Origin of the sequence: Corynebacterium sp. CNCTC7651 (assembly GCF_021496665.1) — a bacterium.
Lineage (GTDB): Bacteria > Actinomycetota > Actinomycetes > Mycobacteriales > Mycobacteriaceae > Corynebacterium.
In genome coordinates this window covers 1,849,757-1,875,950 of record NZ_CP071246.1, presented here as the reverse complement: position 1 = coordinate 1,875,950, position 26,194 = coordinate 1,849,757, and the positions used below count along the sequence as shown (strand labels likewise).

Sequence of the window (26,194 nt, the reverse complement as noted above, 5' to 3'; positions counted from 1 at the left end):
TAGGGGCATAATGGACCTTTATGGGTCAATCGCTGCTTCCCCCCGAGCCCGTGATCTACCTCGTGGAGTCGTTCGGCGGCCCGATACGCAGGCAAAACCCCAACATGCCCCACGTGTTTTGGGACGATGCCGCAGTCACGCGCGGCGACGGTGTCTTCGAGACCATCCTGGTCCGCGGCGGCCGCGCGCTGAACCTGGACAAGCACGTTGCCCGCTTCATCCGCTCCGCCGCCGCGCTGGCCCTCCCGGAGCCGAACGCCGCGCAGTGGGTCGCCGCCACCGAGGAGGCCGTTGCGGACTACTGCAGGGAGCACTTGCGTATCGACGATCCCTCGAACCCACCCGAAGCAAAATGCGTATGGACCATGACGCGCGGGCGCGAAACCACGGGTGTGCCAACCGCCTGGCTGACCATTCGCCCGATTGGGCAGGAGGTGCTGCGGCAGCGCGAGGAGGGCGTGGCTGTGGTGACCACCCCGCGCGGGCTGAGCGTGGCGGCTGATGTGCCGTGGATGGCAGTGGAAGCGAAGACGCTGAACTACGCGGCATCCATGGCCGCCCTGCGGTGGGCGCGCGCCCAGGGTTTCGACGACGTGATTTACACCGAGCCCGCCGCCGACCGTGCTGATGGTGCCGATGGCGCCGACCTTGCCGAGCGCGTGCTCGAGGGCGCGACCAGCACCGTGGTGATGGTGAAGAAGGGCGGCAGGCTGCGCACGCCGGCGCCCGGCCCCGGCATCCTGCCGGGCACCACGCAGGCCGCGTTGTTTGACTTTGCTTCCGAGCGCGGCTGGAAATGCAAGGCCAAAGACATCTACGTCAATGAGCTGGAGAAGGCGGAGTCCGTGTGGCTGGTCAGCTCCACACGCATTTGCGCGCGGGTGACCAGGCTCAACGATCGCGAGCTGCCCGCGCCAGCCAACGAGGCCGAGGTGCGCGAGCTCATCACCGCCGCGCTGGAGGCTTAGCCCGCGACGCGCTCGAGGCTTAGCCCGCGACGCGCTCCAGCTCCGCGGACATGTACGGCACAATGCTCTCGCCCACCACACGCTCATCCACCCAGCCGAGGTTGTTGTTGGGCATGAGGCCGTAGAGGCGGCGGCCCGGTCCGTGGTCCGCCGGGCCGTTCTCGGTGGCGATGGTGCTGGCGCTCTCGATGCGCCACGCGCGCTCGTTCACCGGCTCGCCGTACAGCACCTCCACCAGGCCGCGCGAGTTGGTCAGCGTGACCTCAATCTCGTCCTTCTCCGAGATGCGCCAGAAACCAACCTCGCGCTGGTCCGGGCCCTGGGGTTCGCCCTGATCGTCAATACGCCTGATCGTCAATACGCCAGATGCGCGACTCAAAACGCAGGTAGTTCTCGCCGTCGTGGGAGAACACCAGCTGCTGGCCAAAGGTGTACTGCTCGCCGTGGTCGTCGGCCTGGCCGGTGCCCTGCCACACGCCAACCAGCGGCAGGAGCGCAAGCAGGCCGTCGTGCAGGCTGGGGCCCTGGCGCAGGTTCGCGGTGTCGTCCTCCAGCGGGAAGTCCTCGAAGCCCAGACCCGGAATGTTGCGGTGCGCGGTGCGCTTGGACTGCTCCGCGGCCAGATTCACCGCGGCGCTGCCGTCCAGAGTCTCCGGCTGCGGCTGGGGCTCCTGCTCCGGGGTCTCCGGGGTCTCCTGCGGCGTGGGCTGGTTGTTTTCGTTCTCAGTCATGCAACCCAGCGTAGCCTTGGGGCATGACAGCCGAGATTAGGGAAGTGTCCGCGCCGGTTGATGGGGCTGAGGGGTTGCTTGGGAGCGTCGAAAAGCATGATGGCGTGGCGCCGCTCTCCGAGCAGTACCTGGCTGCGTTGCGCGATCCCGCGCGCGGCCACACGCACTTGGCGGCGTACCGCGGCGAGCAGCTCGTGGGGCTTGCCGCGTGCGCGCCGGACGGTGGGGTGGAGCTTGCGGTGCACCCCGATTTCCGCAGGCAGGGCGTGGGTTCCGGGCTGCTTTCGCGTATCGACGATCCTTCGAACCGCGCCTTTTGGGCCCACGGCAACCTGGAGGGGGCGCGGGGCCTTGCAGCCGCGCGGGGCATGGAGCCGAAGCGGGAGCTCTTGGTGATGTCGATTGACGCGGAGGGTCTTGAGGTGGGCGGGACGGAGCTGCCTGACGGGTTCGCTGCGCTGAACTACGCCCAAGCCGTGGAGCGATTCGGTCGCGAGCGTGTGGAAGCGGACTGGCTGGCGGTGAATAACGACGCGTTTTCGTGGCACCCTGAGCAGGGGGGATGGGACCTTGCGCGGTTGCGGCAGGGCATGGACACCGACTGGTTTGATCCGGAGGGGCTGTGGTTTCTCTACGACGAGCGTGGGGCGGAGCCTGCGCTGGCGGGTTTCCACTGGACAAAGCGTCATCCGGGCGCAACTGGTGAGGTCTATGTGGTTGGGCTGTCTTCGAGTTACCGGGGGGAGGGAATGGGGGGACCTCTCATGGCGATCGGGCTGGAGCACCTTGTAAAAGACGGATCTTCGCAGGTCATCCTGTATGTTGAGGCCGATAATCAGCCCGCGGTAAAACGCTACAATGAGATCGGGTTCACAGTTGCCGAATCTCACGTTGTTTATCACTATTAAGCGATCTACCTGCGGTTTTACAGCCAAAAATCAGAGTTCATTGATTGTTAACTTGCGGCGACACCGTTGGTTAACCCCTGCCCCGTAGCTTTACCGGCTGTGAGTAATCGGAGTTGATCTGCGTCTGCCGCACGGCAGGAGTGGTTCAAACCCTTCGGGAACCGATGCTCTTTGCATTGATCTCTTTAACACCGGAAAGGTACCCCGTGATCCGCAACTTCAAGCGCACCGCCGCAATCATCGGCGTCGTCGCAGCATCCTCCGCTTCCCTCGTCGCCTGCGGTGACTCCAACGACAACGCTGCTACCACCGCAGCTGAGACCGCAGCTTCCTCCGCAGCTGACGCTACCTCCGCAACCGACGCTGCTTCCGAGACCGCTGCAGCTAAGGGCGACTACGAGCTCTCCGGCGAGACCGGCCAGCTGGTCGCTGAGGGTGCTTCCTCCCAGCAGAACGCAATGGACTACTTCGGCTCCGTCTACGCAGCTGAGGTTCCGGGTGCTTCCCTGGCCTACACCCCGTCCGGCTCCGGCTCCGGCATCAAGAACTTCATCGCTAACCAGGCTGTCTTTGCTGGTTCCGACTCCCCGCTGAAGGACGAGGAGATCCAGCCGGCTGCAGACCGCTGCGGTGGCAACGAGGCATGGCACCTGCCGTTCGTCATCGGCCCGGTTGCAATCGCTTACAACCTGGACGGCGTGGACGAGCTGAACCTGACCGTCGACAACATCGTCGACATCTTCCAGGGCAACATCACCAACTGGAACGACCCGGCTATCGCCGAGTCCAACCCGGGTGCTTCCCTGCCGGACCAGGCAATCAACGTCTTCTACCGCTCTGACGAGTCCGGTACCTCCGACAACTTCCAGAAGTTCCTGAAGGCTGCTTCCGACGGCAAGTGGGACTCCACCGGCAAGGCATTCCCGAACGCTGTTGGTACCGGTGCAAACGGTTCCTCCGGTGTTGCACAGGAGGTCTCCGCGACCCCGGGTGCTATCACCTACGTTGAGGCTGGCTTCGCTGACCAGAAGGCAAACATCGACTTCGGTGCTGGCCCGGTTGAGCTGAACGAGGAGTCCGTGGGCAAGGCTCTGGACAACCTGACCTTCAAGACCGAGGGCCACAACATGGTTGTTGACTCCTCCGCTCTGTTCGCTTCCCACGACAACGGCGCATACCCGCTGGTGCTGACCACCTACGAGATCGTCTGCTCCGCTGGCTACGATGAGGCAACCGCGAACATGGTCCGCGACTTCCTGAACATCGCTCTGGACTCCCAGGACGAGGAGCTGGCTGACGCTGGCTTCATCCCGGTCTCCGGTTCTCACGCAGACCGCCTGCGCGAGGCTATCAACGCGATCCAGTAAGCATCGCAGCTTCAGGTTGCGGCGCCTCGCCCACGGCGAGGTGCGGTAACCGATAGACCCCCCAAACACTGAGAAACGTTCGGGGGGTCTATCTATGCGGGGATGCAGGCAGTGTTCTGTGTCACCGTGGCTATCTTCCTCCCATTTTCCTAAGGATTCGCGAACATGGCTGACAACGAACTGCCTGCTACCGAACACGACGACCGCGGTGCAGGTCCCGCGACAAAGTCCGATCCCGTTATCCAGCAGTCCTCCGGCACCCCGATCGAGAAGGGTCAGGACCCGGCGACTGAGGGCACCCCCACCACCGGCACTGCCGAGGGCAACACTGCCGACACCGGCACCGGCGCAGGCGTGAAGCGCCCGGGCGACCGCGTCTTCGAGGCTCTCTCCACCATCTCCGCAGCGCTGATCACCGTGCTGGTTGCTGCGATTGGTATCTTCCTGCTCATCCAGGCGTTTGAGCCGCTGCGCCGCAACGAGGGCGGCCTGCTGGGCTTCTTCACCTACGGCGGCCAGTGGCAGACCGCCAACCTCGAGGCGATGAAGTTCGGTATCCCGAACCTCTTCTTCTCCACCATCACGATCTCCCTGATCGCGCTGATCATCGCCATGCCGGTTGCACTCGGCGTCGCGCTGTTCCTCTCCAACTACGCACCGGACAACCTGGTTCGCCCGCTGGGCACCCTGGTGGACATGCTCGCTGCCGTGCCGTCCATCGTGTACGGCCTCTGGGGCGCGCAGGTCCTCGGCCCAATGCTGAGCAATTTCTACCGCTGGCTGAACGGCTGGGCCGGCGACTTCTTCCTGTTCGCCACCTACCAGAACTCCCCGCCGTTCTCCACCGGCCGCAACATGATGACTGGTGGCATTGTGCTGGCGGTCATGATCCTCCCGATCATCGCCGCTACCGCACGCGAGATCTTCGTGCAGACCCCTCCGGGCCAGATCGAGTCCGCCCTGGCACTCGGCGCCACCCGCTGGGAAGTCATCCGCATGACCGTGATCCCGTTCGGCCTGTCCGGCTTCATTGCAGGTTCCATGCTCGGCCTCGGCCGCGCACTGGGTGAGACCATGGCCCTCTACATGGCTGTGGCTCCGGCGAACAGCTACCGCGGCTCGCTTTTCGACGGTGGTACCACCTTCGCTACCGCCATCGCTAACGCGTCCGCCGAGTTCAACAACCCGATCTCCGCCGGCGCCTACATCGCCGCGGGTCTGGTGCTGTTCCTCCTGACCTTCATCGTTAACTCGATCGCCCGCTCGATCGTCAACAAGTAGTGGGGAGCTAGGAAGAAAATGTCTACCGCAGTACCCAACAACAGCGCCAACACCGGCGCGACCTCGTCGAAGGTGACCACCACCACTGACACGGCGACTACCACCACCGCTCCCGCACGCACCTCGAGCGAGAACCCGTTCACCGACATCTCCTCCAGCCGCAAGAACATGAACTCCTTCATGGGTGGCCTGATGTGGTTCGCGATGATCCTCGCCCTCATCCCGCTGCTGTGGCTGCTGCTGACCGTTATCGGCCGCGGCTGGCAAGCAGTTGTGGACCCGGCCTGGTGGACCAGCGACATGGTCGGCGTCCGCGCCACCAAGGCAGGCGGCGGCGCCGCTCACGCTATCGTCGGTACGCTTGTGCAGACGCTCATCGCGTCCCTGTTCGCAATCCCGATCGGTATCTTCACCGCCATCTACCTGGTGGAGTACTCCAACGGCAACCGCCTGGGCAAGCTGACCACCTTCATGGTGGACATCCTGTCCGGTGTCCCGTCCATCGTTGCCGCCCTGTTCATCTACGCACTGTGGATCACCATGCTGGGCCAGCAGCGCTCCGGCTTCGCCGTGTCGCTCTCCCTGATCCTGCTCATGATCCCGGTTGTGGTGCGTAACACCGAAGAGATGCTCCGCGTGGTCCCGATGGATCTGCGCGAGGCTACCTACGCACTCGGTGTGCCGAAGTGGAAGACCATTGCACGCATCGTGCTGCCGACCGCCCTGTCCGGCATCGTCACCGGCATCATGCTGGCAATCGCCCGCGTGATGGGTGAGTCCGCGCCGGTGCTGGTGCTCGTTGGTTCCACCCCGGCTCTGAACTGGTTCAACATGTTCGACCAGCCGCAGTCCTCCCTCCCGCTGTTCATGCTGGACATGTGGAAGGCTGGCGCTTCCGGCCCAGCGAACGACCGCCTCTGGGGCGCGGCTCTGACGCTTGTCATCCTCGTCGTCACCCTGAACCTGCTTGCCCGCTTTGTGGCGAAGAAGTTCTCGGTCAAGAAGTAACCCACCCGCGTACCACCACATTCAGGAGTAAACCCAGATGTCTACCAAGCTCGTTCTCGACGACGTCAACATCTACTACGGCGACTTCCACGCTGTGCAGAACGTCAACATGCAGATCCCGGCTCAGGCCGTGACCGCATTCATCGGCCCGTCCGGCTGCGGCAAGTCCACCGTGCTTCGCACCCTCAACCGCATGCACGAGGTCATCCCCGGCGCATACGTGAAGGGCAACATCCTGCTCGACGGCAACAACATCTACGGCCCGAAGGTTGACCCGGTTGCAGTGCGCAACACCATCGGCATGGTGTTCCAGAAGGCAAACCCGTTCCCGACCATGTCCATCGCCGAGAACGTTGTCGCCGGCCTGACCCTGCAGGGTGAGAAGGACAAGAAGAAGCTCGCAGAGATCACCGAGGAGTCCCTCCGCGGCGCGAACCTGTGGGACGAGGTGAAGGACCGTCTGGACAAGCCGGGCGGCGGCCTCTCCGGTGGTCAGCAGCAGCGTCTCTGCATCGCCCGCGCAATCGCGGTGCGCCCGGAGGTTCTCCTCATGGATGAGCCTTGCTCCGCTCTTGACCCGATCTCGACCCTGGCTGTTGAGGACCTGATCCACGAGCTGAAGACCGACTACACCATCGTGATCGTGACCCACAACATGCAGCAGGCAGCTCGTGTGTCCGACAAGACCGCGTTCTTCTCCCTCGAGGCAACCGGTAAGCCGGGCCACCTCGTGGAGTACGACGACACCACCACCATCTTCGAGAACCCGTCCCAGAAGGAGACCGAGGACTACATCTCCGGTCGCTTCGGCTAAAGGTTTGTGCGGGGGCTTGCTCCCGCTTTACGACGTTCGCCGCTCACCCCTTAACCCAGGGGCGGGCGGCCTCGCCGTTTCTTGGGGCTGCAGAGTGTGCCTGCCCCACTGCGCTGAGGCACCTGCTGCGGTGAATCTCATCGTGGCGCTCCGGCCCTTGATCAACCCCTCGTGCGCTGAGGCCTACACCCCTGTAGGCCTCAATAAATCCGAGTCACACCAGTAACACGCGACCTGGGGTTTTTCGGTAGGCCTCAATGTCCGGGAACGCTGAGGCCTACACCCCTGTAGGCCTCAAGGAATTGGGGTACGGTCCGCGCCGCGGGGCCGAGTGGGCGCAGCTCGCGCGCCGCGGGGCCGAGTGGGCGCAGCTCGCGCGCCATGGGACCGTGCTTGGCGCTGGCTACCGTTCGCGGGGGCCGTTGGCCATGAAGTCGACTTGGCGGGCGATAGCCACACAGTGATCGGCGAAGCGTTCGTAGTAGCGGCAGATCAGCGCGAGCTCCACGGCCTGACGCGACGAGTGGTCCCAGTTTCCGCAGGTCAGGCGGGTGAGGTCGCGTGCGGTGTTGTCCACCGTGTCGTCCAATGCGACTAGCTCATCAGTGGCCAGCTCGCCGGTGGCAATCAGCTCACTCGCCCTCCCAGCCATGCGTTCTGCGGCGGTGGCCATGTCACGCACGCGGTCGGTGACATCGTCGGGCAGCGCGGGGGAGGGATGATGCTGGCGCGCCACTTTGGCAATGAGTTTCGCCAAGTTGCTCATGCGCTCGAGATCAGTCTCGATGTGGATGTAGGCCAGCACCCGTCGCAGGTCACTGGCAACTGGGCTTTGGCGTGCGAGGAGTTTCAAGGCGCGGTCCTCGCAGCGGCAGTGGATCTCAACTGCGGTATCGGAGCCGGTCAGCGCATCTTCCGCGGCCTCAAGGTCTTGGTCCAGCAACGCACGCGTCGCGTGGAGCAGATTAACTCGCGCCAGCTCGCACATTTCGAGAATGTCGTCCTGGTAGGCCTCCAGGTTTGCGCGGAACTCGGTGCGCAAGCGCGTGCCTGGGCGCTGCGGGGTGCCCGCGCTTGTGCCGGCGCCCGTGCCCACGCCCGCGCCTGCGCCGCGGCCCGCTGCAGCGCCTGCGCCGCGGCCCGCTGCAGCACCTGCACCTGCGCCTGCGTCGCGGCCCGCGCCACCTGCGCCTGCGCCGCGGCCAGCGCGACCCGCACCCGCGCGGCTACCCACCGTTGTTCTCAATCTCGGCGCCTTCGGGCACCGTGTCGTCCTCTGGGTCGTCCAGCCAGCCTTCGGGCAGCGCGACCTTGGAGGGGGAGCCTTGGCGGCCGCGGGCGTCGTCGGCGTGCTCGGCAACTGCCTCGGCCAGCTCCGGGTCGGACCAGATTTGCTCCAGCAACCCGCGCAGCTCTGCCAGCGTGGAGACTTTGGCAAGCGAGCGTCGGAAATCGCCCCCAACGGGGAAGCCCCGCAGGTACCAGCCGGTGTGTTTGCGAATGTCGCGGCAGGCGTGGGACTCGCCGTCGTGAAGCGAGAGAAGCTCCGCGTGGCGGTAGATGATGCGCGCGACCTGGCCCAGCGTAGGCTCGGCCGGCACCTCCTCCCCGCGCAGTTGCGCGCCGAGCTGGGCGAACAGCCACGGGCGGCCAAGGCAGCCGCGGCCCACCTCGACGCCGTGGCAGCCGGTTTGCGCCATCATGCGTGCAGCGTCGTCCGCGGCGAAAATGTCGCCGTTGCCTATCACGGGCAGGCCGGTGCCGTCCATGTGCTGGACAAGGCGGGTGATCTCGTCCCAGTGCGCGACGCCGGAATAGCGCTGGTCGGCCGTGCGCGCGTGCAGCGCCACGGCGGCCGCCCCCTGCTCAGCGGCGATGCGCCCCGCGTCGAGGTGCGTGTGGTGTTCTTCATCCAACCCGATGCGGAACTTCACCGTCACCGGAATGCCCGACCCCTCCGCCGCGCGCACGGCGGCGCCGACGATGTTGCCGTAGAGCCTGCGCTTGTACGGAATTGCGGAACCGCCGCCGCGGCGGGTGACCTTGGGCACGGGGCAGCCGAAGTTCATGTCGATGTGGTCGGCGATGTCTTCCTCAACGATCATCCGCACTGCGTCATACGTGTACTTCGGGTCCACTGTGTAGAGCTGCATGGAGCGCGGCCGCTCCACGTCGGCAAAGGTGGTCATGTGCAGCGTTTTCTCGTTGCGCTCCACCATCGCGCGCGCGGTGATCATCTCGCACACGTACAGTCCGGACGCGGTGCAGGTGAGCTCTTGCTCAATCTCGCGGCACAGCACGCGGAACGGCATGTTGGTCACGCCCGCCATGGGCGCGAGGATGACCGGCGAGTCGAGTTCGATCCCGCCGATGCGTAGCGCCTGGGTTGCAACCGTCATGGAGCACTATCTTTCCTTGCCGCGCGCGCCCAGTCCAATCACACTTTTGGGGGTGGGGCCTACGCTTTTCGACGCTAGCTTTAAACCCGCAATGCAAGATAGGTCACAATATGTGGGTACGTGTTACCCACACCCGTTCGTCTATCTAGAGAGGGATTTTCATGAGCTCCGCGACAAGGTGATGTCCGCAGCTGAGGCCGCCGAGTTCGTCGAGCACGGCGACAAGGTCGGTATCTCCGGCTTCACCGGCGCCGGCTACCCCAAGGCCATGCCGGGTGCAATCGCCGAGAAGGCGAGCCGAGAAGGCGAAGGCCGCGCACGAGAAGGGCCAGGACTACAAGATCGACCTGTTCACCGGCGCGTCCACCGCGCCCGAGTGCGATGGTGTCCTCGCCGAGGCGGGCGCGCTGCGCTACCGCATGCCGTACCAGTCCGACCCGATGATGCGCAACAAGATCAACGCGGGCGAGATGAAGTTCCAGGACATCCACCTCTCCCACTCCGGCATGATGGTGGAGCAGGGCTTCTTCGGCGACCTGGACGTGGCCATCGTGGAGGCCGTCCGCATCACCGAGGACGGCAACATCGTCCCGTCCTCCTCCGTCGGCAACTCCGTGGAGTTCCTCAACGCCGCGAAGAAGATCATCATCGAGGTCAACTCCTGGCAGTCCGAGGACCTTGAGGGCATGCACGACATTTGGACCGTGCCGGCGCTGCCGAACCGCATCCCGATCCCGATCACCAAGGCCGGCGACCGCATCGGCACCACCTACATCGAGATCGACCCGGAGAAGGTTGTCGCCGTCATCGAGACCGATGATCCGGACCGCAACGCGCCGTTCAAGGCTCCGGACGAGGTGTCCGAGCAGATCGCCGGCAACTTCCTCGACTTCCTGGAGAACGAGGTCAAGTTCGGCCGCCTCTCCTACGACGGGTACGTTATGCAGTCCGGCGTGGGCAACGTCCCGAACGCCGTGATGGCTGGCCTGATGGACTCCAAGTTTGAGAACATCCAGGCATACACCGAGGTTATCCAGGACGGCATGGTGGACCTCATCGACGCCGGCAAGATGACCGTGGCTTCCGCGACCTCCTTCTCCCTCTCCCCGGAGTACGCGGAGAAGATGAACAACGAGGCAGCTCGCTACCGCGAGTCCATCATCCTGCGCCCGCAGTCCATCTCCAACCACCCGGAGGTTATCCGCCGCACGGGCCTGATCGCCTCCAACGGCATGATCGAGGCGGACATCTACGGCAACGCCAACTCCACCCACATCAACGGCTCTCGTCTGATGAACGCCCTCGGCGGCTCCGGCGACTTCACCCGTAACGCCTACATCTCCTCCTTCATCTCCCCGTCCATTGCGAAGGACGGCGCCATCTCCGCCATCGTGCCGATGGTCTCCCACGTGGACCACACCGAGCACGACGCCATGGTCTTCATCACCGAGTACGGTGTTGCCGACCTGCGCGGCCTGGCTCCGCGCGACCGCGTGGCAAAGATGATCTCCATCGCCCACCCGTCCTACCGCCCGCTGCTGGAGGAGTACGTGGAGCTCGCCTCCAAGTGCAAGTACCAGCAGACCCCGCACGACCTGAAGCACGCTTTCGACTTCCACACCCGCATCGAAGAGACGGGCACCATGCAGAAGTCTGCAGAGTAGCTCTGCGCGCTTACACCCCAGTACGGACCATCACGGTTCGTACTGGGGTTTTGGTGTTTTCCGGCAGGTTCAGACAGGGCGCGGGAATACCTCGGTGCCCACGGGGCCGTCAACGTGTGTGACCACGATGACCGTGCGGTCCGGTTTCGCGCCGGGCAGCGGCTGGTGCAGGAGCATGTCCATGACTCCGGCGGCAGCGTCGGGGGAGAGGTGCTCGGTGGGTTCGTCGAGAAGCAGCACATCGGCATCGCTGACCAGCGCGCGGGCGAGCAGCAGACGGCGGTGCTGACCGGGACCGGAAGAAAGCGAATCGGCGCCGTCGGCAAGCAAAAGGTCCAGGGGAAACTCGAAGCCGACCGCGGTGAGCGCCTCCTCCAGCACAGCGTCGGGTGCCGTGGGGTTCGCCACCAGCAGGTTTTCGCGCACGGCGGTGGCGAAGACCCACGCGTCTTCTGCGAAGAATCGCGCGCCGGTGGGTTGCGTGACACGACCTGCGCGCGGCGGCTGCAGACCGGCGACGGTGGCCAGCATTTGCGTCTTGCCGCTTCCCGACGGTCCCCGCACCACCATCCGCTCGCCTTCCGCGAGGCGGAAGTTCCACACCGTGTCGCCGTGGAGGGTGGCAAGGTCCTCGGCGACCACGGCGCGGGTGTCTTCACGCTGAAGCTTGGTGGGCGCCGGCTGTTCGGCCACCGCGCGCAGGCGCGCGGCGGCGCGCCGGGCCGCGTCGAAGTGGATGGCGGCAACGCCAAGCGGCCCGTGCGACTCGAACGCGGCGAGCGGAAGCATGATCAGCATGCCCAGCCACACCGGGTTGCCCGTGTAGGCGGTCGCCGCCACCCACAACACGGCCACGGCGGTGAGGCCCGTGGCCCACGCCTGCATGCCGGCGGCCAGCGCCTCGGGGCGCTTCGAACGCACCCAGGCGGCGCTCGCCTGCTCGGAGGCGCGGGCAGCTTTCGCCGCGCGCTGATCCGTCAGCCCGGCGGCGGTGAACTCGACGCGGTCGCTGAGCACCGAGTCCAACTGGGAGATGAACGCGTTCTCCGCGCTCACAAGATCGGTGCTGCGCGCAGAGCGCACGGCGAGCGCGGGCACCAACACTCCAGTCACCGCAAAACCGCACGCCAACGCCACCGCGGCCTGTGGCTGCAGCAGCACCGCAGCCACCAGTGCGACCGCGCTCACCACCACCGCCACGCCGGCGGGCACAATCGCACGCACGATCACGTCGGTCACGCGTTCGGTGTCCGCCACCAGCAATGCTTGGGCGTCGCCGCGGGAGGTGACGGGTGCGCGCGATTGAGCGTCGTAAAGCGTGGCCCGAAGCTGCGTCAGGGAGGAAAGCGCGAGCTTGTGGGACACCAGCCGGTCTAGGTAGCGGAACACGGCGCGGGAGATGCCCAGCGCGCGCACGGCGGTAACCGCGACGGAGAGTTCGAGCACCGGCGGCATTTCCCACGCGCGCGTGATCAGCCAGCCAGACAGCACCGCCAGGCCAAGCGCGGTGAGCAGTGTGACGGCCCCGGCGATGATGGGACCGATGAAATCGCGCGGCCGCACCCCAGCCAGCCGCAGCACGTAGCGCAGATCACTCACAGCGCCACCACCTCATCCGCGGCGGCGACTACGCGGTGATCGTGCGAGGCGACCAGCACCGTGCGGCCCTCGGCGGCGAGGCACTGCATCCGCGCAATGACCTCCGCCGCGAGCTCGGGGGAGAGGTGCGCTGTGGGCTCGTCGAGGAGCACGATGCTTGCTTCCGACGCGAGCATACGCGCAAGCCCCACCCGCTGCCGCTGTCCTGCGGATATGCCGCTGCCGTCCGCGGCCACGGGGTGGTCGGGCGCAAGGCCCGGCAGCGCGGCGAGCTCACCCGCGGGCGCCGTGCCGGTAAGCACGAGGTTGCTGGCAACCGTGCCTGCCTCCACGGCGGGTCGCGCGGGGAGGTAGGCCACGTCGCCGTGCACTGCAACCTCTCCAGCAACAGCGTCGTCAGGCAGCACGCCCAGTACTGCGAGCAACGCAGTGGATTTGCCGGAGCCGTTCGCACCGGTGAGCACGGTGAGCTGGCCGGGGCGGGCGTGAAAGTGCAGGTTCTCGGGCCGAGTGCCGTCGCGGCCGGCAACGCTCAGGCCCTCCGCACGCACGCCGGAGGGCGCTCCAACGGGCCCGCGGCGCAGGTAAGAACCGGCGACGGGCGGGGGAGCGTCGATAAGCGTGAGCACCGCGTCCGCGGCCTCGAGCCCGTCCGCCGCAGCGTGGTACGCCCCGCCGACGCGGCGCACCGGATTGAACACCTCCGGCACGATGATCAGCACCACCAACCCTGGCAGCAGCGCGATCTCGCCGACCACCAGACGCAGGCCGATGCTCACCGCCACTACAGCCACGGACAGCGTGGCCAGGAACTCCAGCGCGAACGAGGACAGGAAAGCCAGGCGCAGCACGCTCATGGTGGCGCGTTCGTGCCTTTCGCCGGATTCGCGGATCTGCCGCGCCGGGCGTTCCGCGGCGTGCAGCGCGCGCAGCGTCGGCGCGGCCGCCAGCAAGTCGCCCAACTGGGCTCCCAGCCCGGCGGTGACCTCCAGGCGGCGGCGCGTGTGGTCGGCGGTCAACTTACCGATGAGCACCATGAAAAACGGGATGAGCGGCAGGGTAATCACGCAGATCAGGCCGGACACCCAGTCGTAATAAAAGACCACCGCCAGCGCGAGCGGCGTGCCCACGCACGTGGCCACCAGCGCCGGCAGAAACTCGGTCAAAAACGGACGGAAATCGCCCAGGCCGCGCGTGAGCACGTGGCGCCAGTAGCCGGCGCGCTCCTCCACCTCCCGCGGGTCGCGGGCGGCGAGCGCCCGCATCGCCTGTGTGCGCAGCGTATCGACGACAGCCCCAACCGACCGATTCGCCGCCCGCGCAGCCAGCCAGGCCACCAGCCCGTGAGCGAGGACCACAAGGACGAGGGCAGTGAAAGGAAGCGTCGTCAAGCAAAGTGCCCGTGACCGTGCCCGCAGCCACGGTGCCGATGAGCACACCCCGAGCGATGAGCAGCATCGACTCGAGCGCCTGCGCGACGCCGGTGCGGACGATGAACCCCCGCACCGGCGGGACAAGCCGGATCAGGCGGGGGTCGATCGGGGAAGCCACGGACTAGACGCGCACGCGCTTGCGGAACTGCCAGTACGTCCACGCCTGGCCGGCGGCGACGACGGGGAAGAGGAGCACCGCGGCCCAGGTCATGATCTTCAGCGTGTACGGGCTGGAGGATGCGTTGTAGATGGTCCAGCCCTCGAACGCGGCGCTGGTGGACGGCATTACGTCCGGGAAGAGGATGCCGAAAAGCATGACGGAGCAACCCAGGATGGCCACGGTGGTGGACCAGAACGCCAGCTTGTCGTTGCCACGTGCCAGCCCCAAGACGGTGGCCAGGAGCGCCAGCACGGTGAGGGCGAGGGGGAGCCAGGTCAAGCCGCTACCAAGCGAGAGCTGCACCCAGAGCAGGTAGATGCCGCCGCCGACCAGCACGATGGGGGCGAGCATCTTCAGGCCGATGGCGTGCGCCTCGCTGCGCAGCGGGTCGTGCGCCTTGCGGCCGATGAATGTCGCGCCATGCAGCATGAACAGCGCCACAAACGCCACGCCGCCGAGCAGCCCCAGCGGGTTGAGCAGGCCGAGGAAGCCGTCGCTGAAGCTGTCCAAGCGCCCGTTCTCATTCAGCGGCACGCCGCGCACGATGTTGGTGAACGCCACGCCCCACAGGAAGCTGACCAGGTAGGAACCGACGGCGATGGCGGTGTCGCAGCGGCGGCGCCACTCGTAGGTGTCCACTTTGCCGCGCCACTCAATGGCCACGCCGCGCAGAATCAGCCCGATGACGATGAGCACGAGCGGCAGGTAGAAGCCGGAGAAGAGCGTTGCGTACCACTCCGGGAACGCCGCGAAAATGGCAGCGCCGGCGGTGATCAACCACACCTCGTTGCCGTCCCACACCGGGCCGATGGTGTTGATCGCGGCGGTGCGGCGACGGTCATTCTCTTCCCCCTCGCCCTTCATGAACGGCAGCAGCATGCCCACGCCGAAATCGAACCCCTCCAGGATGAAGTACCCGGTGAAGAAGAAGGCGATGAGGATAAACCAGATGATTTGCAGGTCCATGGCCTTAACGCTCCTTGCCTTGCTTTTCGACGACAGTAGAACCCGCCCCGAAGCTCAACGGCTCCAGCGTGGTGTTTTCCTCCGGCCCGTAGGTGATTTCCGCAACGCGCTCCGAATCCCCGTGGTGGAGGCCCGGCTGGTTCATGCCCTTCTTGGTGTAGCGGGCGATCAGCCACACCCAGATGACGGCGCCGACGCCGTAAATGAGCGTGAACAGGGACATGGAGAGCAGCACCTGCCACGGCTGGTGGTCCGAGACACCGAAGTCCACGATCATGTGGATCTGGTCCTGCATCCCCTCCGGGTTCTGGCCTTGGTAGATCGGGTTCGGGTGCACGATCCAGGGCTGGCGGCCCATCTCGGTGAACACCCAGCCGGAGATGTTGGATAGCCACGGTGCGGGCAGCGCGATGATGCAGGCCGGCATGATCCACTTCGCGGAAGGCACGCGCTTGCCGCGCGTCATCCAGAGAGCGATCACGGCCATGACCATGCTCACGGCCATGAAGCCGATCATCATGCGGAAGGACCAGTAGGTGACAAAGAGGTTCGGGGTGTAGTTGCCCGGGCCGTAGAGCGCCTCGTACTGCTCCTGCAGGTCCAGCACGCCTTGCAGCGTCACGCCGGTGAATTTGCCGTCCGCCAGGAACGGCAGCACGTAGGGGATGCCGATGAGCTGGACGGCTGATTCACAGTCATTCAGCGTGGAGATGGAAAGCACGGAGAAGTGCGGGTCCATCTCTGTGCGGCACAGCGCCTCTGCAGAGGCCATCTTCATGGGCTGCTGGGTGAACATGAGCTTTGCCAGCTTGTCGCCCGTGGCGAAGATGAGGACGCTGGCCACCAGTATGGTCCACGCGCCGAAGCGGGTGCAGCTGCGCCAGATGGTGGCGGCGTTGCCTTCCGGGTCGCCTGCGCGCTGCTCCTTGACCATCCACCAGCCGGCCAGGCCGCATACCAGCGTGCCCGCCAGCATCCAGGAACCGAACACTGCGTGCGGGAACGCGGCCAGGACGGTGGGGTTGGTCAGCAGTGCCCAGAAGTCCACCAGCTCGGCGCGGTCGGTCTCCGGGTTGTACACCGCACCCACCGGGTGTTGCATGAAGGAATTGGCGGTGATGATCCAGTAGGCGGAGACGTTCACCGCGAACGCCACGACCCAGATCGAGGCCAGGTGCGCCCACTTGGGCACGCGGCCCCAGCCGAAGATCCACACGCCCAGGAAGATGGACTCGAAGAAGAAGGCGGTCAGGCCCTCGAAGGCGAGCGGGGCACCGAACACGTCACCGACGAAGCTGGAGTATTCGGACCAGTTCAGGCCGAACTGGAACTCCTGCACAATGCCGGTGACAATGCCCATGGCGAAGTTGATCAGCAAAATGTTGCCGAAGAATCGTGTGGCGCGGTACCAGCGTTCGTCGTCAGTCCGGTGCCACATCGTCTGCATGATGGCCACCATCGGGGCCAGACCCATCGTGAGCGGTACAAAAAGGTAGTGGTAAACGGTGGTGATGCCGAATTGCCACCGTGAGAGGTCGACGAGATCGAGCTCCATCTGCGGCGTCCTTTCCGGGAAATGAAGACCGAGAAGCGCAAAAGCACGCAACTGTATACAGCGTTCTACATAGGTCGTACGAAAGGTGGGGAACGCGTCATTTTGAGACGCACGTCGCACGCGCCCCGGGGGTAATTTCATCCCGCAGATTCCCACGGACTACCATGAACGCGCACGGGCCTTTAGCTCAGTTGGTAGAGCTACGGACTTTTAATCCGCAGGTCCCGGGTTCGAGCCCCGGAGGGCCCACTGCCATCCCCCCAATCCACGCGGTTGGGGGTTATGTCATTCATGCCGCCCATTACAGTGGGGCCATGCTCTCTGGGTTTGACACTTCGGCGATAGCGGTGGCGTTTGGCATCACGCTGCTGGCCGGGCTGTCTACCGGTTTAGGCGGGCTCCTCGTAGCCCTGAAGCACGCGCCGGGGCAGCGTTTCCTCGCAGGTTCGCTGGGTTTTTCCGCTGGCGTGATGGTCTACATTTCGCTGGTAGAGCTGCTGCCGGAGGGCATTGCCGAGCTTGCCGACGCTTCCTCCACCAACCCACATCTCCACGGCACTATCGCCTTCTTTGCGGGCATCGCCTTGATTGCGCTGATTGACCGCGTTGTTCCGGACGGTGTGAACCCGCGGCAAACGCCGCCCGGCGGTGGTGGCGGCGCCGGTGCGGGTGCAGGAGCAGGAGCGGGCGCAGATGCTGGCACGCGAGCTAGTACGCGCGCGACGCAACAGATGCGCAACGTGGGCCTGCTTACCGCGCTGGCGATTGCCCTGCACAACTTCCCGGAGGGGTTTGCCACTTTCGTTGTGGCGCTTCAAGATCCGGTGCTGGCGCTTCCAATCGCGGTGGCCATTGCAATCCACAACATTCCGGAGGGCGTAGCCGTCGCAGTGCCTCTGCGCGAGGCGACGGGGCAGAAGTGGCGTGCCGCCGGCTGGGCCATGCTCTCCGGGCTCGCGGAGCCGCTCGGTGCCCTACTTGGTTTTCTCCTGTTGCGCCCGTTTATGGGCCCGACAACGCTGGGCTACAGCTTCGCCGCCGTCGCGGGCATCATGGTCTTTGTCAGCCTAGCCAAGCTCTTGCCCACCGCGATCCAGTCCGGCCGCCTGAACGCCGCCGCATACGGCACGGTCGCTGGCATGGCTGTCATGGCCGCGAGCCTTCTCATTCTCCCTGGTTAACCCACCACGCGAGCCGAAACCGCGCTACCCTGCGGGTATGGGTCTCATTCGCTTCATCCTCAACATCATCTGGCTGTTCACGGCCGGGATCTGGCTGTTCATCGCCTACACTCTCGCCGGCATCATTTCTTGCCTCCTGATTGTCACCATCCCGTTCGGCATCGCCTCCTTCCGCATCGCCGGCTACGTCATCTGGCCGTTCGGCCGCGAGGTTGTGCAGGGCAACACCGGCGCCTTCGGCATGCTGGGCAATATCCTCTGGTTCGTCTTCGCCGGCATGTGGCTCTCCATCGGCCACGTGGTCACCGCCGGCGTGCAGGCGATCACCATCATTGGCCTCCCGCTCGCCTGGGCGAACTTGAAGATGATCCCGGTCATGTGCTTCCCGTTCGGCTCCCGAATCGTCAGCTCTTCTGACGATCGCGCCCGTTACGCCCCCGTCGTCCGCTAATCGCCCAGCTAAGCACTCTGTTTGGTCTTGTCCCCCGGCCTGTTTTATGATTGGCGGGCTGTTATCAGCGCCCCTATCGTCTAGAGGCCTAGGACTCCGCCCTTTCACGGCGGCAACACGGGTTCGAATCCCGTTGGGGGTACGGCCCTGTGGCGCAGTTGGTTAGCGCGCCGCCCTGTCACGGCGGAGGTCGCGGGTTCAAGTCCCGTCAGGGTCGCCATTTGCCCGAGGTTAGCCTCGGGCTTTTGCTTTTCGACGTACGTTCTCAGCCCCAAACTCTCGTGGACATCCCGCGGTGCAAGAGGTCACGCGCTATAGATCTGTTGCCAAACTGTTAGCGAGATTAAGCTCACCTTCTAATGAGTTTGGCGTTCCAGAGCTCATCTGTTTGTCCCTCTGAAAGCAAGGACCCCCTCGTGAAAAGAGAAAAAGTAACTGCCGCAGTCATGGCTGCGGTCTTGGCTACTGCTGGCGTGCTAGCCCCCAGTGCACCGGTAGCAGACGCCCGCACTACGGCTGACCCGAAATTCGAACCGAAGCGCAAGGGCAACCAGGGCCTGATCGACGGGGCATTGGACAGGCTGAAGACGTTGGAGGACAACTACGTCAAAGCTGAGGTCGCGCTTCAGACGGCGAAAGCCAAGGGGGAACCGACCAAGGACCTTGAATACGATGTCGATTTCCAGCGGAAGTCTGTCCTGCGCCAGCGCGCGGTGGTAACGCAGGTTTACATGGATGCCGCCTGGGATAAGGGCTTGAAAAAGCCGAATCTCGAGTACGACGCGTGGAATAAGTTTTACAAGGAAAACATGGCATTGGCGCTGACCGCCAATGATCCTCAGAGGGCTGAGAAGACGCTTGGCATACACATCCAGGCGCTTCAGAAAGCCGGAATTGTGGATTCCAAGCACCTCAGCACCACTCTTGATGATCTCCGCAAAGAGGCAAAGGTCGAGGAGGAATTCAAGGATGACAAGGAGGTAGCGAACGAGCCTCCAAAGCCCGAAAACCCGACGGACCCGAACCCGGGCGGCACTGAGAACCCGGGCGGCACCGACGACAGCAACGGCGATGCCGACAATCCGGGCAGCACCGACGACAACACTGGTGGTTCCGACAACCCGGACAACCCGGGCGGCGCCGACGACAACACCGGCGGTTCCGACAACTCCGGCGGTTCCGACGGCAGCACCGGTGGCTCGGACGACAACCCGGGCACCACCGACGACAGCGCCGGTGGTTCTGACGACAGCACCGGTGGTTCTGACGACAACACTGGTGGTTCTGACGACAGCACTGGCGGTTCCGACAACCCGGGCGGCGCCGACGACAACACCGGCAGCACCGACGACAGCACCGGTGGTTCTGACGACAGCACCGGTGGTTCTGACGACAGCACCGGTGGTTCTGACGACAACCCGGGCACCACCGACGACAGCACCGGCGGTTCTGACAACAACACCGGTGGTTCTGACGGCAACGGCGACGGTGGTTCCGACGACCAGGACAACACTGGCGGTTCCGGCGACAACACTGGCGGGAACGGTGACGACAGCACCGGCGGTTCCGGCGACAACACTGGCGGGAACGGTGACGACAACACCGGTGGTTCCGACGACAGCAACGGCGGCAACGGCGACGGTGGTTCCGACGATTCGGACGGCACCGGTGGCTCTGACGACAGCACCGGCGGTTCCGACAACTCGGGTGGTTCTGACAACCAGGACGGCACTGGTGGTTCTGACAACCAGGACAACACTGGCGCGAACGGTGACGACAACACCGGTGGTTCCGACGACACGACCGGCGGGAACGGTGACGGTGGTTCCGACGACCAGGACGGCACCGGTGGTTCCGACGACAGCACCGGCGGTTCTGACAACAACACCGGTGGTTCTGACGGCAACGGCGACGGTGGTTCCGACGACCAGGACAACACTGGCGGTTCCGGCGACAACACTGGCGGGAACGGTGACGACAGCACCGGCGGTTCTGACGACAGCACCGGTGGTTCTGACAGCAACACCGGCGGCACGCAGAACCCGGGCGGTTCCGACAACTCGGGTGGTTCTGACAACCAGGACGGCACTGGTGGTTCTGACAACCAGGACAACACTGGCGCGAACGGTGACGACAACACCGGCGGCACGGAGAACCCGGGCGGTTCCGGCGACACCACCGGCGGGAACGGTGACGGCAACGGCGGTGGTACCGACAACCAGGACGGCACCGGCGGTTCTGACAACAACACCGGTGGTTCTGACGGCAACGGCGACGGTGGTTCCGACGACCAGGACAACACTGGCGGTTCCGGCGACAACACTGGCGGGAACGGCGGCGACAACACCGGTGGCTCCGACGACACCACCGGCGGGAATGGTGACGGTGGTTCCGACGACGAGGACGGCACTGGTGGTTCCGACGGCCAGGACAACTCTGGCGCGAACGGTGACGACAACACCGGCGGTTCCGACGACACCACCGGCGGGAACGGTGACGACACCACCGGGGGGAACGGTGACGACAACACCGGTGGCTCCGGCGACAGCACCGGCGGGAATGGTGACGGTGGTTCCGACGACCAGGACGGCACTGGTGGTTCCGGCGACAACACTGGTGGTTCCGACGGCAGCACCGGTGGTTCCGACGACAGCACCGGTGGTTCTGACGACAACACTGGTGGTTCTGACGACAGCACCGGCGACGCCGACAACCCGGGCGGCGCCGACGACAACACCGGCAGCACCGACGACAGCACCGGTGGTTCTGACGACAACTCGGGCGGCGCCGACGACAACACCGGCAGCACCGACGACAGCACTGGTGGTTCTGGCGACAACACCGGTGGTTCCGGCAGCACTGGTGGCTCGGACGACAACACTGGTGGCTCGGACGACAACACTGGTGGTTCTGACGACAGCGCCGGCGATGCCGACAACTCGGGCAGCACCGACGACAACTCCGGTGGTTCCGACAACAACGGTGGTTCTGACAACTCCGGCGGTTCCGACAACCCGGACAACCCGGACAACCCGGGCAGCACCGACGACAACACTGGTGGTTCCGACAACCCGGACAACCCGGGCGGCGCCGACGACAACACCGGCGGTTCCGGCAGCACTGGTGGCTCGGACGACAGCACCGGTGGCTCGGACGACAACCCGGGCACCACCGACGACAGCACCGGTGGTTCCGACGACAACGGCGGTTCTGACGACAACACTGGTGGCTCGGACGACAACTCCGGCGGTTCCGACGGCAGCACCGGTGGTTCCGACGGCAGCACCGGCGGTTCTGACGACAGCACCGGCGGTTCCGACAGCACTGGTGGCTCGGACGACAGCACCGGTGGCTCGGACGACAACCCGGGCACCACCGACGACAGCACCGGTGGTTCCGACGACAACGGCGGTTCTGACGACAACACTGGTGGTTCTGACGACAACTCCGGCGGTTCCGACGGCAGCACCGGTGGTTCCGACGGCAGCACCGGCGGTTCTGACGGCAGCACCGGCGGTTCCGACAACCCGGGCACCACCGACGACAGCACCGGTGGCTCGGACGACAACCCGGGCACCACCGACGACAGCACCGGTGGTTCCGACGACAACGGCGGTTCTGACGACAACACTGGTGGTTCTGACGACAACTCCGGCGGTTCCGACGGCAGCACCGGCGGTTCCGACGGCAGCACCGGCGGTTCTGACGACAGCACCGGCGGTTCCGACAACCCGGGCACCACCGACGACAGCACCGGTGGCTCGGACGACAACTCGGGCAGCACCGGTGGTTCTGACGACAGCACCGGCGGTTCCGACAACCCGGGCACCACCGATGACAGCACCGGCGGTTCTGACGACAGCACCGGTGGTTCTGACGACAACCCGGGCACCACCGACGACAGCACCGGTGGTTCTGACAACCCGGACAACCCGGGCGGCGCCGACGGCAGCACCGGCGGTTCCGACGACAGCACCGGCGGTTCCGACAACAACGGCGGCTCTGACGACAACACTGGTGGTTCTGACGACAACACTGGTGGTTCCGACAACAACGGCGGTTCCGACAACTCCGGCGGTTCCGACAACTCCGGCGGTTCCGACGGCAGCACCGGTGGCTCGGACGACAACTCGGGCAGCACCGACGACAACACTGGTGGTTCTGACGACAGCACTGGTGGTTCTGACGACAGCAACGGCGATGCCGACAACCCGGGCGGCGCTGACGACAACACCGGCGGTTCCGACAACACCGGCGGTTCCGACAACAACGGCGGTTCCGACAACTCCGGCGGTTCCGACGGCAGCACCGGTGGTTCCGACGACAACACCGGCGGTTCCGACGACAACACCGGCGGTTCCGACGACAACACTGGTGGTTCCGACGGCAGCACCGGTGGTTCCGACGACAACACTGGTGGTTCCGACGACAGCAACGGCGGTTCCGACAACTCGGGCAGCGCCGATGACAGCACCGGTGGTTCTGACGGCAGCACCGGTGGTTCCGACGACAGCACCGGTGGTTCTGACGGCAGCACTGATGGTTCTGACGACAGCAACGGCGATGCCGACAACCCGGGCGGCGCCGACGACAACACTGGTGGTTCCGACGACAGCAACGGCGATGCCGACAACCCGGGCGGCGCCGACGACAACACTGGTGGTTCCGACGGCAGCACTGGTGGTTCCGACGACAGCACCGGCGACGCCGACAATCCGGGCAGCGCCGACGGCAGCACCGGCGGTTCCGACGGCAGCACCGGCGGTTCCGACAACCCGGACAACCCGGGCGGCGCCGACGACAACACTGGTGGTTCCGACGGCAACACCGGCGGTTCCGGCAACACCGGTGGTTCTGACGACAACACTGGTGGTTCAGACGACAGCACCGGCGATGCCGACAACTCGGGCAGCGCCGACAATCCGGGCGGCGCCGACGACAGCAACGGCGACGCCGACAATCCGGGCAGCGCCGACGGCAGCACCGGCGGTTCCGACGACAACACTGGTGGTTCTGACGACAGCAACGGCGATGCCGACAATCCGGGCAGCACCGACGACAACACTGGTGGTTCTGACGACAACACTGGTGGTTCTGACGACAGCACCGGCGATGCCGACAACTCGGGCAGCGCCGACGACAACTCCGGCGGTTCCGACAACAACGGTGGTTCTGACAACTCCGGCGGTTCCGACAACCCGGACAATCCGGACAGCCCGGGCAGCACCGACGACAACAACGGCGGCTCCGACAACAACGGCGGTTCTGACGACAACACTGGTGGTTCTGACGAGAACACCGGTGGTTCCGACAACCCGGACAACCCGGGCAGCACCGACGACAACAACGGCGGTTCCGACGGCAGCACCGGTGGTTCCGACGACAACACTGGTGGTTCTGACGACAGCACTGGTGGTTCTGACGACAGCAACGGCGATGCCGACAACCCGGGCAGCACCGACGACAACAACGGCGGTTCCGACGACAGCACCGGTGGTTCCGACGACCAGGACAACACTGGCGGTTCCGACGGGCAGGACGGCACTGGTGGCTCCGACGACACCACCGGCGGTTCCGACAACTCCGGTGGTTCCGACAACTCCGGTGGTTCCGACAACTCCGGTGGTTCCGACAACCCGGACAACCCGGACCACCCGGGCAGCGCCGACGACAGCACCGGTGGTTCCGACGACCAGGACAACACTGGCGGTTCCGACGGGCAGGACGGCACTGGTGGCTCCGACGACACCACCGGCGGGAACGGTGACGGCAACGGCGGTGGTACCGACAACCAGGACAACACTGGCGGTTCTGACAACAACACCGGCGGCACGGAGAACCCGGGCGGTTCCGACAACTCGGGTGGTTCTGACAACCAGGACAGCACTGATGGTTCCGACGGCCAGGACAAGACTGGCGGTTCCGACGGGCAGGACGGCACGGGTGGCTCCGACGACAGCACCGGCGGGAGCGGTGACGGTGGTTCCGACGACCAGGACGGCACGGGTGGCTCCGACGGCCAGGACAACACTGGCGCGAACGGTGACGACAACACCGGCGGCACGGAGAACCCGGGCGGTTCCGGCGACAACACTGGCGGGAACGGCGGCGACAGCACCGGCGCCAACGGCGACGGTGGTTCCGACGATTCGGACGGCACCGGTGGCTCTGACGACAGCACCGGTGGTTCTGACAACAACACCGGCGGCACGGAGAACCCGGGCGGTTCCGACAACTCGGGTGGTTCTGACAACCAGGACAACACTGGCGCGAACGGTGACGACAACACCGGCGGTTCCGACAACTCGGGTGGTTCTGACAACCAGGACGGCACTGGTGGCTCCGACGGCCAGGACAACACTGGCGCGAACGGTGACGACAACACCGGCGGTTCCGACGACACCACCGGCGGGAACGGTGACGTCAACACCGGTGGCTCCGACGACAGCACCGGCGGTTCCGACAACTCGGGTGGTTCCGACGACCAGGACGGCACTGGTGGCTCCGACGGCCAGGACAACACTGGCGCGAACGGTGACGACAACACCGGCGGTTCCGACGACACCACCGGCGGGAACGGTGACGTCAACACCGGTGGCTCCGACGACAGCACCGGCGGTTCCGACAACTCGGGTGGTTCCGACGACCAGGACGGCACTGGTGGCTCCGACGGCCAGGACAACACTGGCGCGAACGGAGACGACACCACCGGCGGGAACGGTGACGACAACACCGGTGGCTCCGACGACAGCACCGGCGGTTCCGACAACAACACCGGTGGTTCTGACGGCAACGGCGACGGTGGCTCCGACGACAGCACCGGCGGGAACGGTGACGGTGGTTCCGGCGACCAGGACGGCACTGGTGGTTCCGGCGACAACACTGGCGGGAACGGTGACGACAACACCGGCGGTTCCGGCGACAACACTGGCGGGAACGGCGATGACAGCACCGGCGCTTCCGGCGAAAGCACCGGTGGCAACGGCGACGACAACACCGCCGGCAACGGCGACGGTGGTTCCGACGATTCGGACGGCAGCGGTGGCTCTGACGACAACACCGGCGGTTCAGACGGCGACAACACCGGCGGTTCAGACGGCGACGGCGGTGGCACCGACAACCAGGACAACAACGGTGGCGACGGGAACGGCGACGACAACACCGGCGGGAACGACAACCCGGGTGGTTCTGACGGCAATGTCGGTGGCTCGGACGACGCCAGCGGCACCGACGGCGGCAGCAATGCTGGCGGTGCTAATGGCACCTCCGACAAGCCCGGAAACACCGGCGGAAACTCGGATGGAGAGACTGGTTCCACGCAGCGGCCCGGTGCCGCCGAGAAACCGACCAGGGGAGAAAACAGCAGCTCTTTCGAGGGCTCTTCCGACTGCGGTTCTTCGCGCGGTCGCGGTATCTGGTGGTGGCTGTTTGTAGTGCCATTCCTCATGGGTGTGGTTGGCGTCATCGGGTACCTTGCCCCGATGTACGCGCCGCGAGTCGAGGAGCGTGTGAACGCCTTTATCAAGGGTTTCTAACCTCTAGCGACATCAACATCTGAAGCGCCCGCTGTCCAGCAGAACGTTTGGGCGGCGGGCGTTTCGCTCTTCCTTGGCACCTCTACATGCTGGATAACCTGCGGATTTGTACCCATCTGGTGGGCGTGTGTAAGGTATCAACTCGTGCAAGCGACCGGTTCTTACGCCGGAGAG

Annotated in this window: 15 protein-coding genes, 3 tRNA genes and 2 pseudogenes; 13 read left to right on the top strand and 7 right to left on the bottom strand. The window is 65.3% G+C overall.

All coding sequences use genetic code 11. From position 1 onward, the window contains the following. Window positions 1–20 precede the first annotated feature (20 nt). The gene (locus tag JZY91_RS09095; RefSeq protein ID WP_234947571.1) at window positions 21–968 is read left to right on the top strand and encodes an aminodeoxychorismate lyase; all 948 of its coding nucleotides are present in this window, start codon (window positions 21–23) and stop codon (window positions 966–968) included. 19 nt (window positions 969–987) lie between these two features. Here the strand turns inward: JZY91_RS09095 and JZY91_RS09090 are convergent. Then, window positions 988–1,699 (bottom strand): annotated as a pseudogene (locus JZY91_RS09090) (FABP family protein). 23 nt (window positions 1,700–1,722) lie between these two features. Here JZY91_RS09090 and mshD point away from each other — a divergent pair. The 5 genes from mshD to pstB all read left to right on the top strand — a co-directional run bounded on the left by mshD (window position 1,723) and on the right by pstB (window position 7,077). After that, window positions 1,723–2,607: a mycothiol synthase gene (gene mshD / locus JZY91_RS09085; protein WP_234947570.1), complete on the top strand. Its 885-nt coding sequence runs from the start codon at window positions 1,723–1,725 to the stop codon at window positions 2,605–2,607. 164 nt (window positions 2,608–2,771) lie between these two features. Then, window positions 2,772–3,974 (top strand): phosphate ABC transporter substrate-binding protein PstS, encoded by a 1,203-nt coding sequence (gene pstS, locus JZY91_RS09080; protein WP_234947569.1) that lies wholly within the window; start codon window positions 2,772–2,774, stop codon window positions 3,972–3,974. Between the two features lie 165 nt (window positions 3,975–4,139). Then, the gene (gene pstC, locus JZY91_RS09075; protein ID WP_234947568.1) at window positions 4,140–5,255 is read left to right on the top strand and encodes a phosphate ABC transporter permease subunit PstC; all 1,116 of its coding nucleotides are present in this window, start codon (window positions 4,140–4,142) and stop codon (window positions 5,253–5,255) included. 18 nt (window positions 5,256–5,273) lie between these two features. After that, window positions 5,274–6,263, top strand: a complete 990-nt coding sequence (pstA, locus tag JZY91_RS09070) for a phosphate ABC transporter permease PstA (protein WP_370639214.1) — start codon at window positions 5,274–5,276, stop codon at window positions 6,261–6,263. Window positions 6,264–6,300: 37 nt separating this feature from the next. Beyond that, the gene (gene pstB, locus JZY91_RS09065) at window positions 6,301–7,077 is read left to right on the top strand and encodes a phosphate ABC transporter ATP-binding protein PstB (protein WP_234947567.1); all 777 of its coding nucleotides are present in this window, start codon (window positions 6,301–6,303) and stop codon (window positions 7,075–7,077) included. Window positions 7,078–7,480: 403 nt separating this feature from the next. Here pstB and phoU read toward each other — a convergent pair whose 3' ends face one another. Continuing rightward, entirely contained in the window at window positions 7,481–8,323 is an 843-nt protein-coding gene (gene phoU / locus JZY91_RS09060; RefSeq protein ID WP_234947566.1) for a phosphate signaling complex protein PhoU, read from the bottom strand. Continuing rightward, the gene (dusB, locus tag JZY91_RS09055) at window positions 8,304–9,476 is read right to left on the bottom strand and encodes a tRNA dihydrouridine synthase DusB (RefSeq protein WP_234947565.1); all 1,173 of its coding nucleotides are present in this window, start codon (window positions 9,474–9,476) and stop codon (window positions 8,304–8,306) included. The genes phoU and dusB overlap by 20 nt, the downstream gene beginning before the upstream one ends. 181 nt (window positions 9,477–9,657) lie before the next feature. On the opposite strand from dusB, the pseudogene JZY91_RS09050 reads away from it, so the two are divergent. Continuing rightward, window positions 9,658–11,140 (top strand): annotated as a pseudogene (locus JZY91_RS09050) (acetyl-CoA hydrolase/transferase family protein). Window positions 11,141–11,209: 69 nt separating this feature from the next. Here the strand turns inward: JZY91_RS09050 and cydC are convergent. The 4 genes from cydC to JZY91_RS09030 all read right to left on the bottom strand — a co-directional run bounded on the left by cydC (window position 11,210) and on the right by JZY91_RS09030 (window position 16,853). Beyond that, on the bottom strand, window positions 11,210–12,739 hold the full coding sequence (cydC, locus tag JZY91_RS09045) for a thiol reductant ABC exporter subunit CydC (RefSeq protein WP_234947564.1): 1,530 nt from the start codon (window positions 12,737–12,739) through the stop codon (window positions 11,210–11,212). Next, window positions 12,736–14,130: an ABC transporter ATP-binding protein/permease gene (locus JZY91_RS09040; protein WP_370639213.1), complete on the bottom strand. Its 1,395-nt coding sequence runs from the start codon at window positions 14,128–14,130 to the stop codon at window positions 12,736–12,738. The genes cydC and JZY91_RS09040 overlap by 4 nt, the downstream gene beginning before the upstream one ends. Window positions 14,131–14,293: 163 nt before the next feature. Then, the gene (cydB, locus tag JZY91_RS09035; protein WP_234947563.1) at window positions 14,294–15,298 is read right to left on the bottom strand and encodes a cytochrome d ubiquinol oxidase subunit II; all 1,005 of its coding nucleotides are present in this window, start codon (window positions 15,296–15,298) and stop codon (window positions 14,294–14,296) included. 4 nt (window positions 15,299–15,302) lie between these two features. Beyond that, window positions 15,303–16,853 (bottom strand): cytochrome ubiquinol oxidase subunit I, encoded by a 1,551-nt coding sequence (locus JZY91_RS09030; RefSeq protein WP_234947562.1) that lies wholly within the window; start codon window positions 16,851–16,853, stop codon window positions 15,303–15,305. 176 nt (window positions 16,854–17,029) lie between these two features. Between JZY91_RS09030 and JZY91_RS09025 the strand changes: the two genes are divergently transcribed. From JZY91_RS09025 to JZY91_RS09000, 6 genes are all read left to right on the top strand, one after another. Then, window positions 17,030–17,102, top strand: a tRNA-Lys gene (locus JZY91_RS09025). Window positions 17,103–17,167: 65 nt separating this feature from the next. Next, window positions 17,168–18,034, top strand: a complete 867-nt coding sequence (zupT, locus tag JZY91_RS09020; protein WP_234947561.1) for a zinc transporter ZupT — start codon at window positions 17,168–17,170, stop codon at window positions 18,032–18,034. 37 nt (window positions 18,035–18,071) lie between these two features. Further along, window positions 18,072–18,485, top strand: a complete 414-nt coding sequence (locus JZY91_RS09015; RefSeq protein ID WP_234947560.1) for a YccF domain-containing protein — start codon at window positions 18,072–18,074, stop codon at window positions 18,483–18,485. A 69-nt stretch (window positions 18,486–18,554) separates the two neighbouring features. Further along, window positions 18,555–18,627, top strand: a tRNA-Glu gene (locus JZY91_RS09010). Between the two features lies 1 nt (window position 18,628). After that, window positions 18,629–18,705 (top strand) — tRNA-Asp (locus JZY91_RS09005). A gap of 226 nt (window positions 18,706–18,931) precedes the next feature. Continuing rightward, window positions 18,932–26,020: a hypothetical protein gene (locus JZY91_RS09000; protein ID WP_234949153.1), complete on the top strand. Its 7,089-nt coding sequence runs from the start codon at window positions 18,932–18,934 to the stop codon at window positions 26,018–26,020. The last annotated feature ends 174 nt before the right edge of the window (window positions 26,021–26,194 follow it).

Excerpts from the sequence above, each read along its gene's own strand:
- pstC (WP_234947568.1), top strand. The coding sequence starts at position 4,140 with ATGGCTGACAACGAACTGCCTGCTACCGAACACGACGACCGCGGTGCA.
- pstS (WP_234947569.1), top strand. The coding sequence starts at position 2,772 with ATGCTCTTTGCATTGATCTCTTTAACACCGGAAAGGTACCCCGTGATC.
- zupT (WP_234947561.1), top strand. The coding sequence starts at position 17,168 with ATGCTCTCTGGGTTTGACACTTCGGCGATAGCGGTGGCGTTTGGCATC.
- pstA (WP_370639214.1), top strand. The coding sequence starts at position 5,274 with ATGTCTACCGCAGTACCCAACAACAGCGCCAACACCGGCGCGACCTCG.
- JZY91_RS09095 (WP_234947571.1), top strand. The coding sequence starts at position 21 with ATGGGTCAATCGCTGCTTCCCCCCGAGCCCGTGATCTACCTCGTGGAG.
- JZY91_RS09015 (WP_234947560.1), top strand. The coding sequence starts at position 18,072 with ATGGGTCTCATTCGCTTCATCCTCAACATCATCTGGCTGTTCACGGCC.
- dusB (WP_234947565.1), bottom strand. The coding sequence starts at position 9,476 with ATGACGGTTGCAACCCAGGCGCTACGCATCGGCGGGATCGAACTCGAC.
- JZY91_RS09030 (WP_234947562.1), bottom strand. The coding sequence starts at position 16,853 with ATGGAGCTCGATCTCGTCGACCTCTCACGGTGGCAATTCGGCATCACC.
- pstB (WP_234947567.1), top strand. The coding sequence starts at position 6,301 with ATGTCTACCAAGCTCGTTCTCGACGACGTCAACATCTACTACGGCGAC.
- mshD (WP_234947570.1), top strand. The coding sequence starts at position 1,723 with ATGACAGCCGAGATTAGGGAAGTGTCCGCGCCGGTTGATGGGGCTGAG.
- cydB (WP_234947563.1), bottom strand. The coding sequence starts at position 15,298 with ATGGACCTGCAAATCATCTGGTTTATCCTCATCGCCTTCTTCTTCACC.
- JZY91_RS09000 (WP_234949153.1), top strand. The coding sequence starts at position 18,932 with ATGGCTGCGGTCTTGGCTACTGCTGGCGTGCTAGCCCCCAGTGCACCG.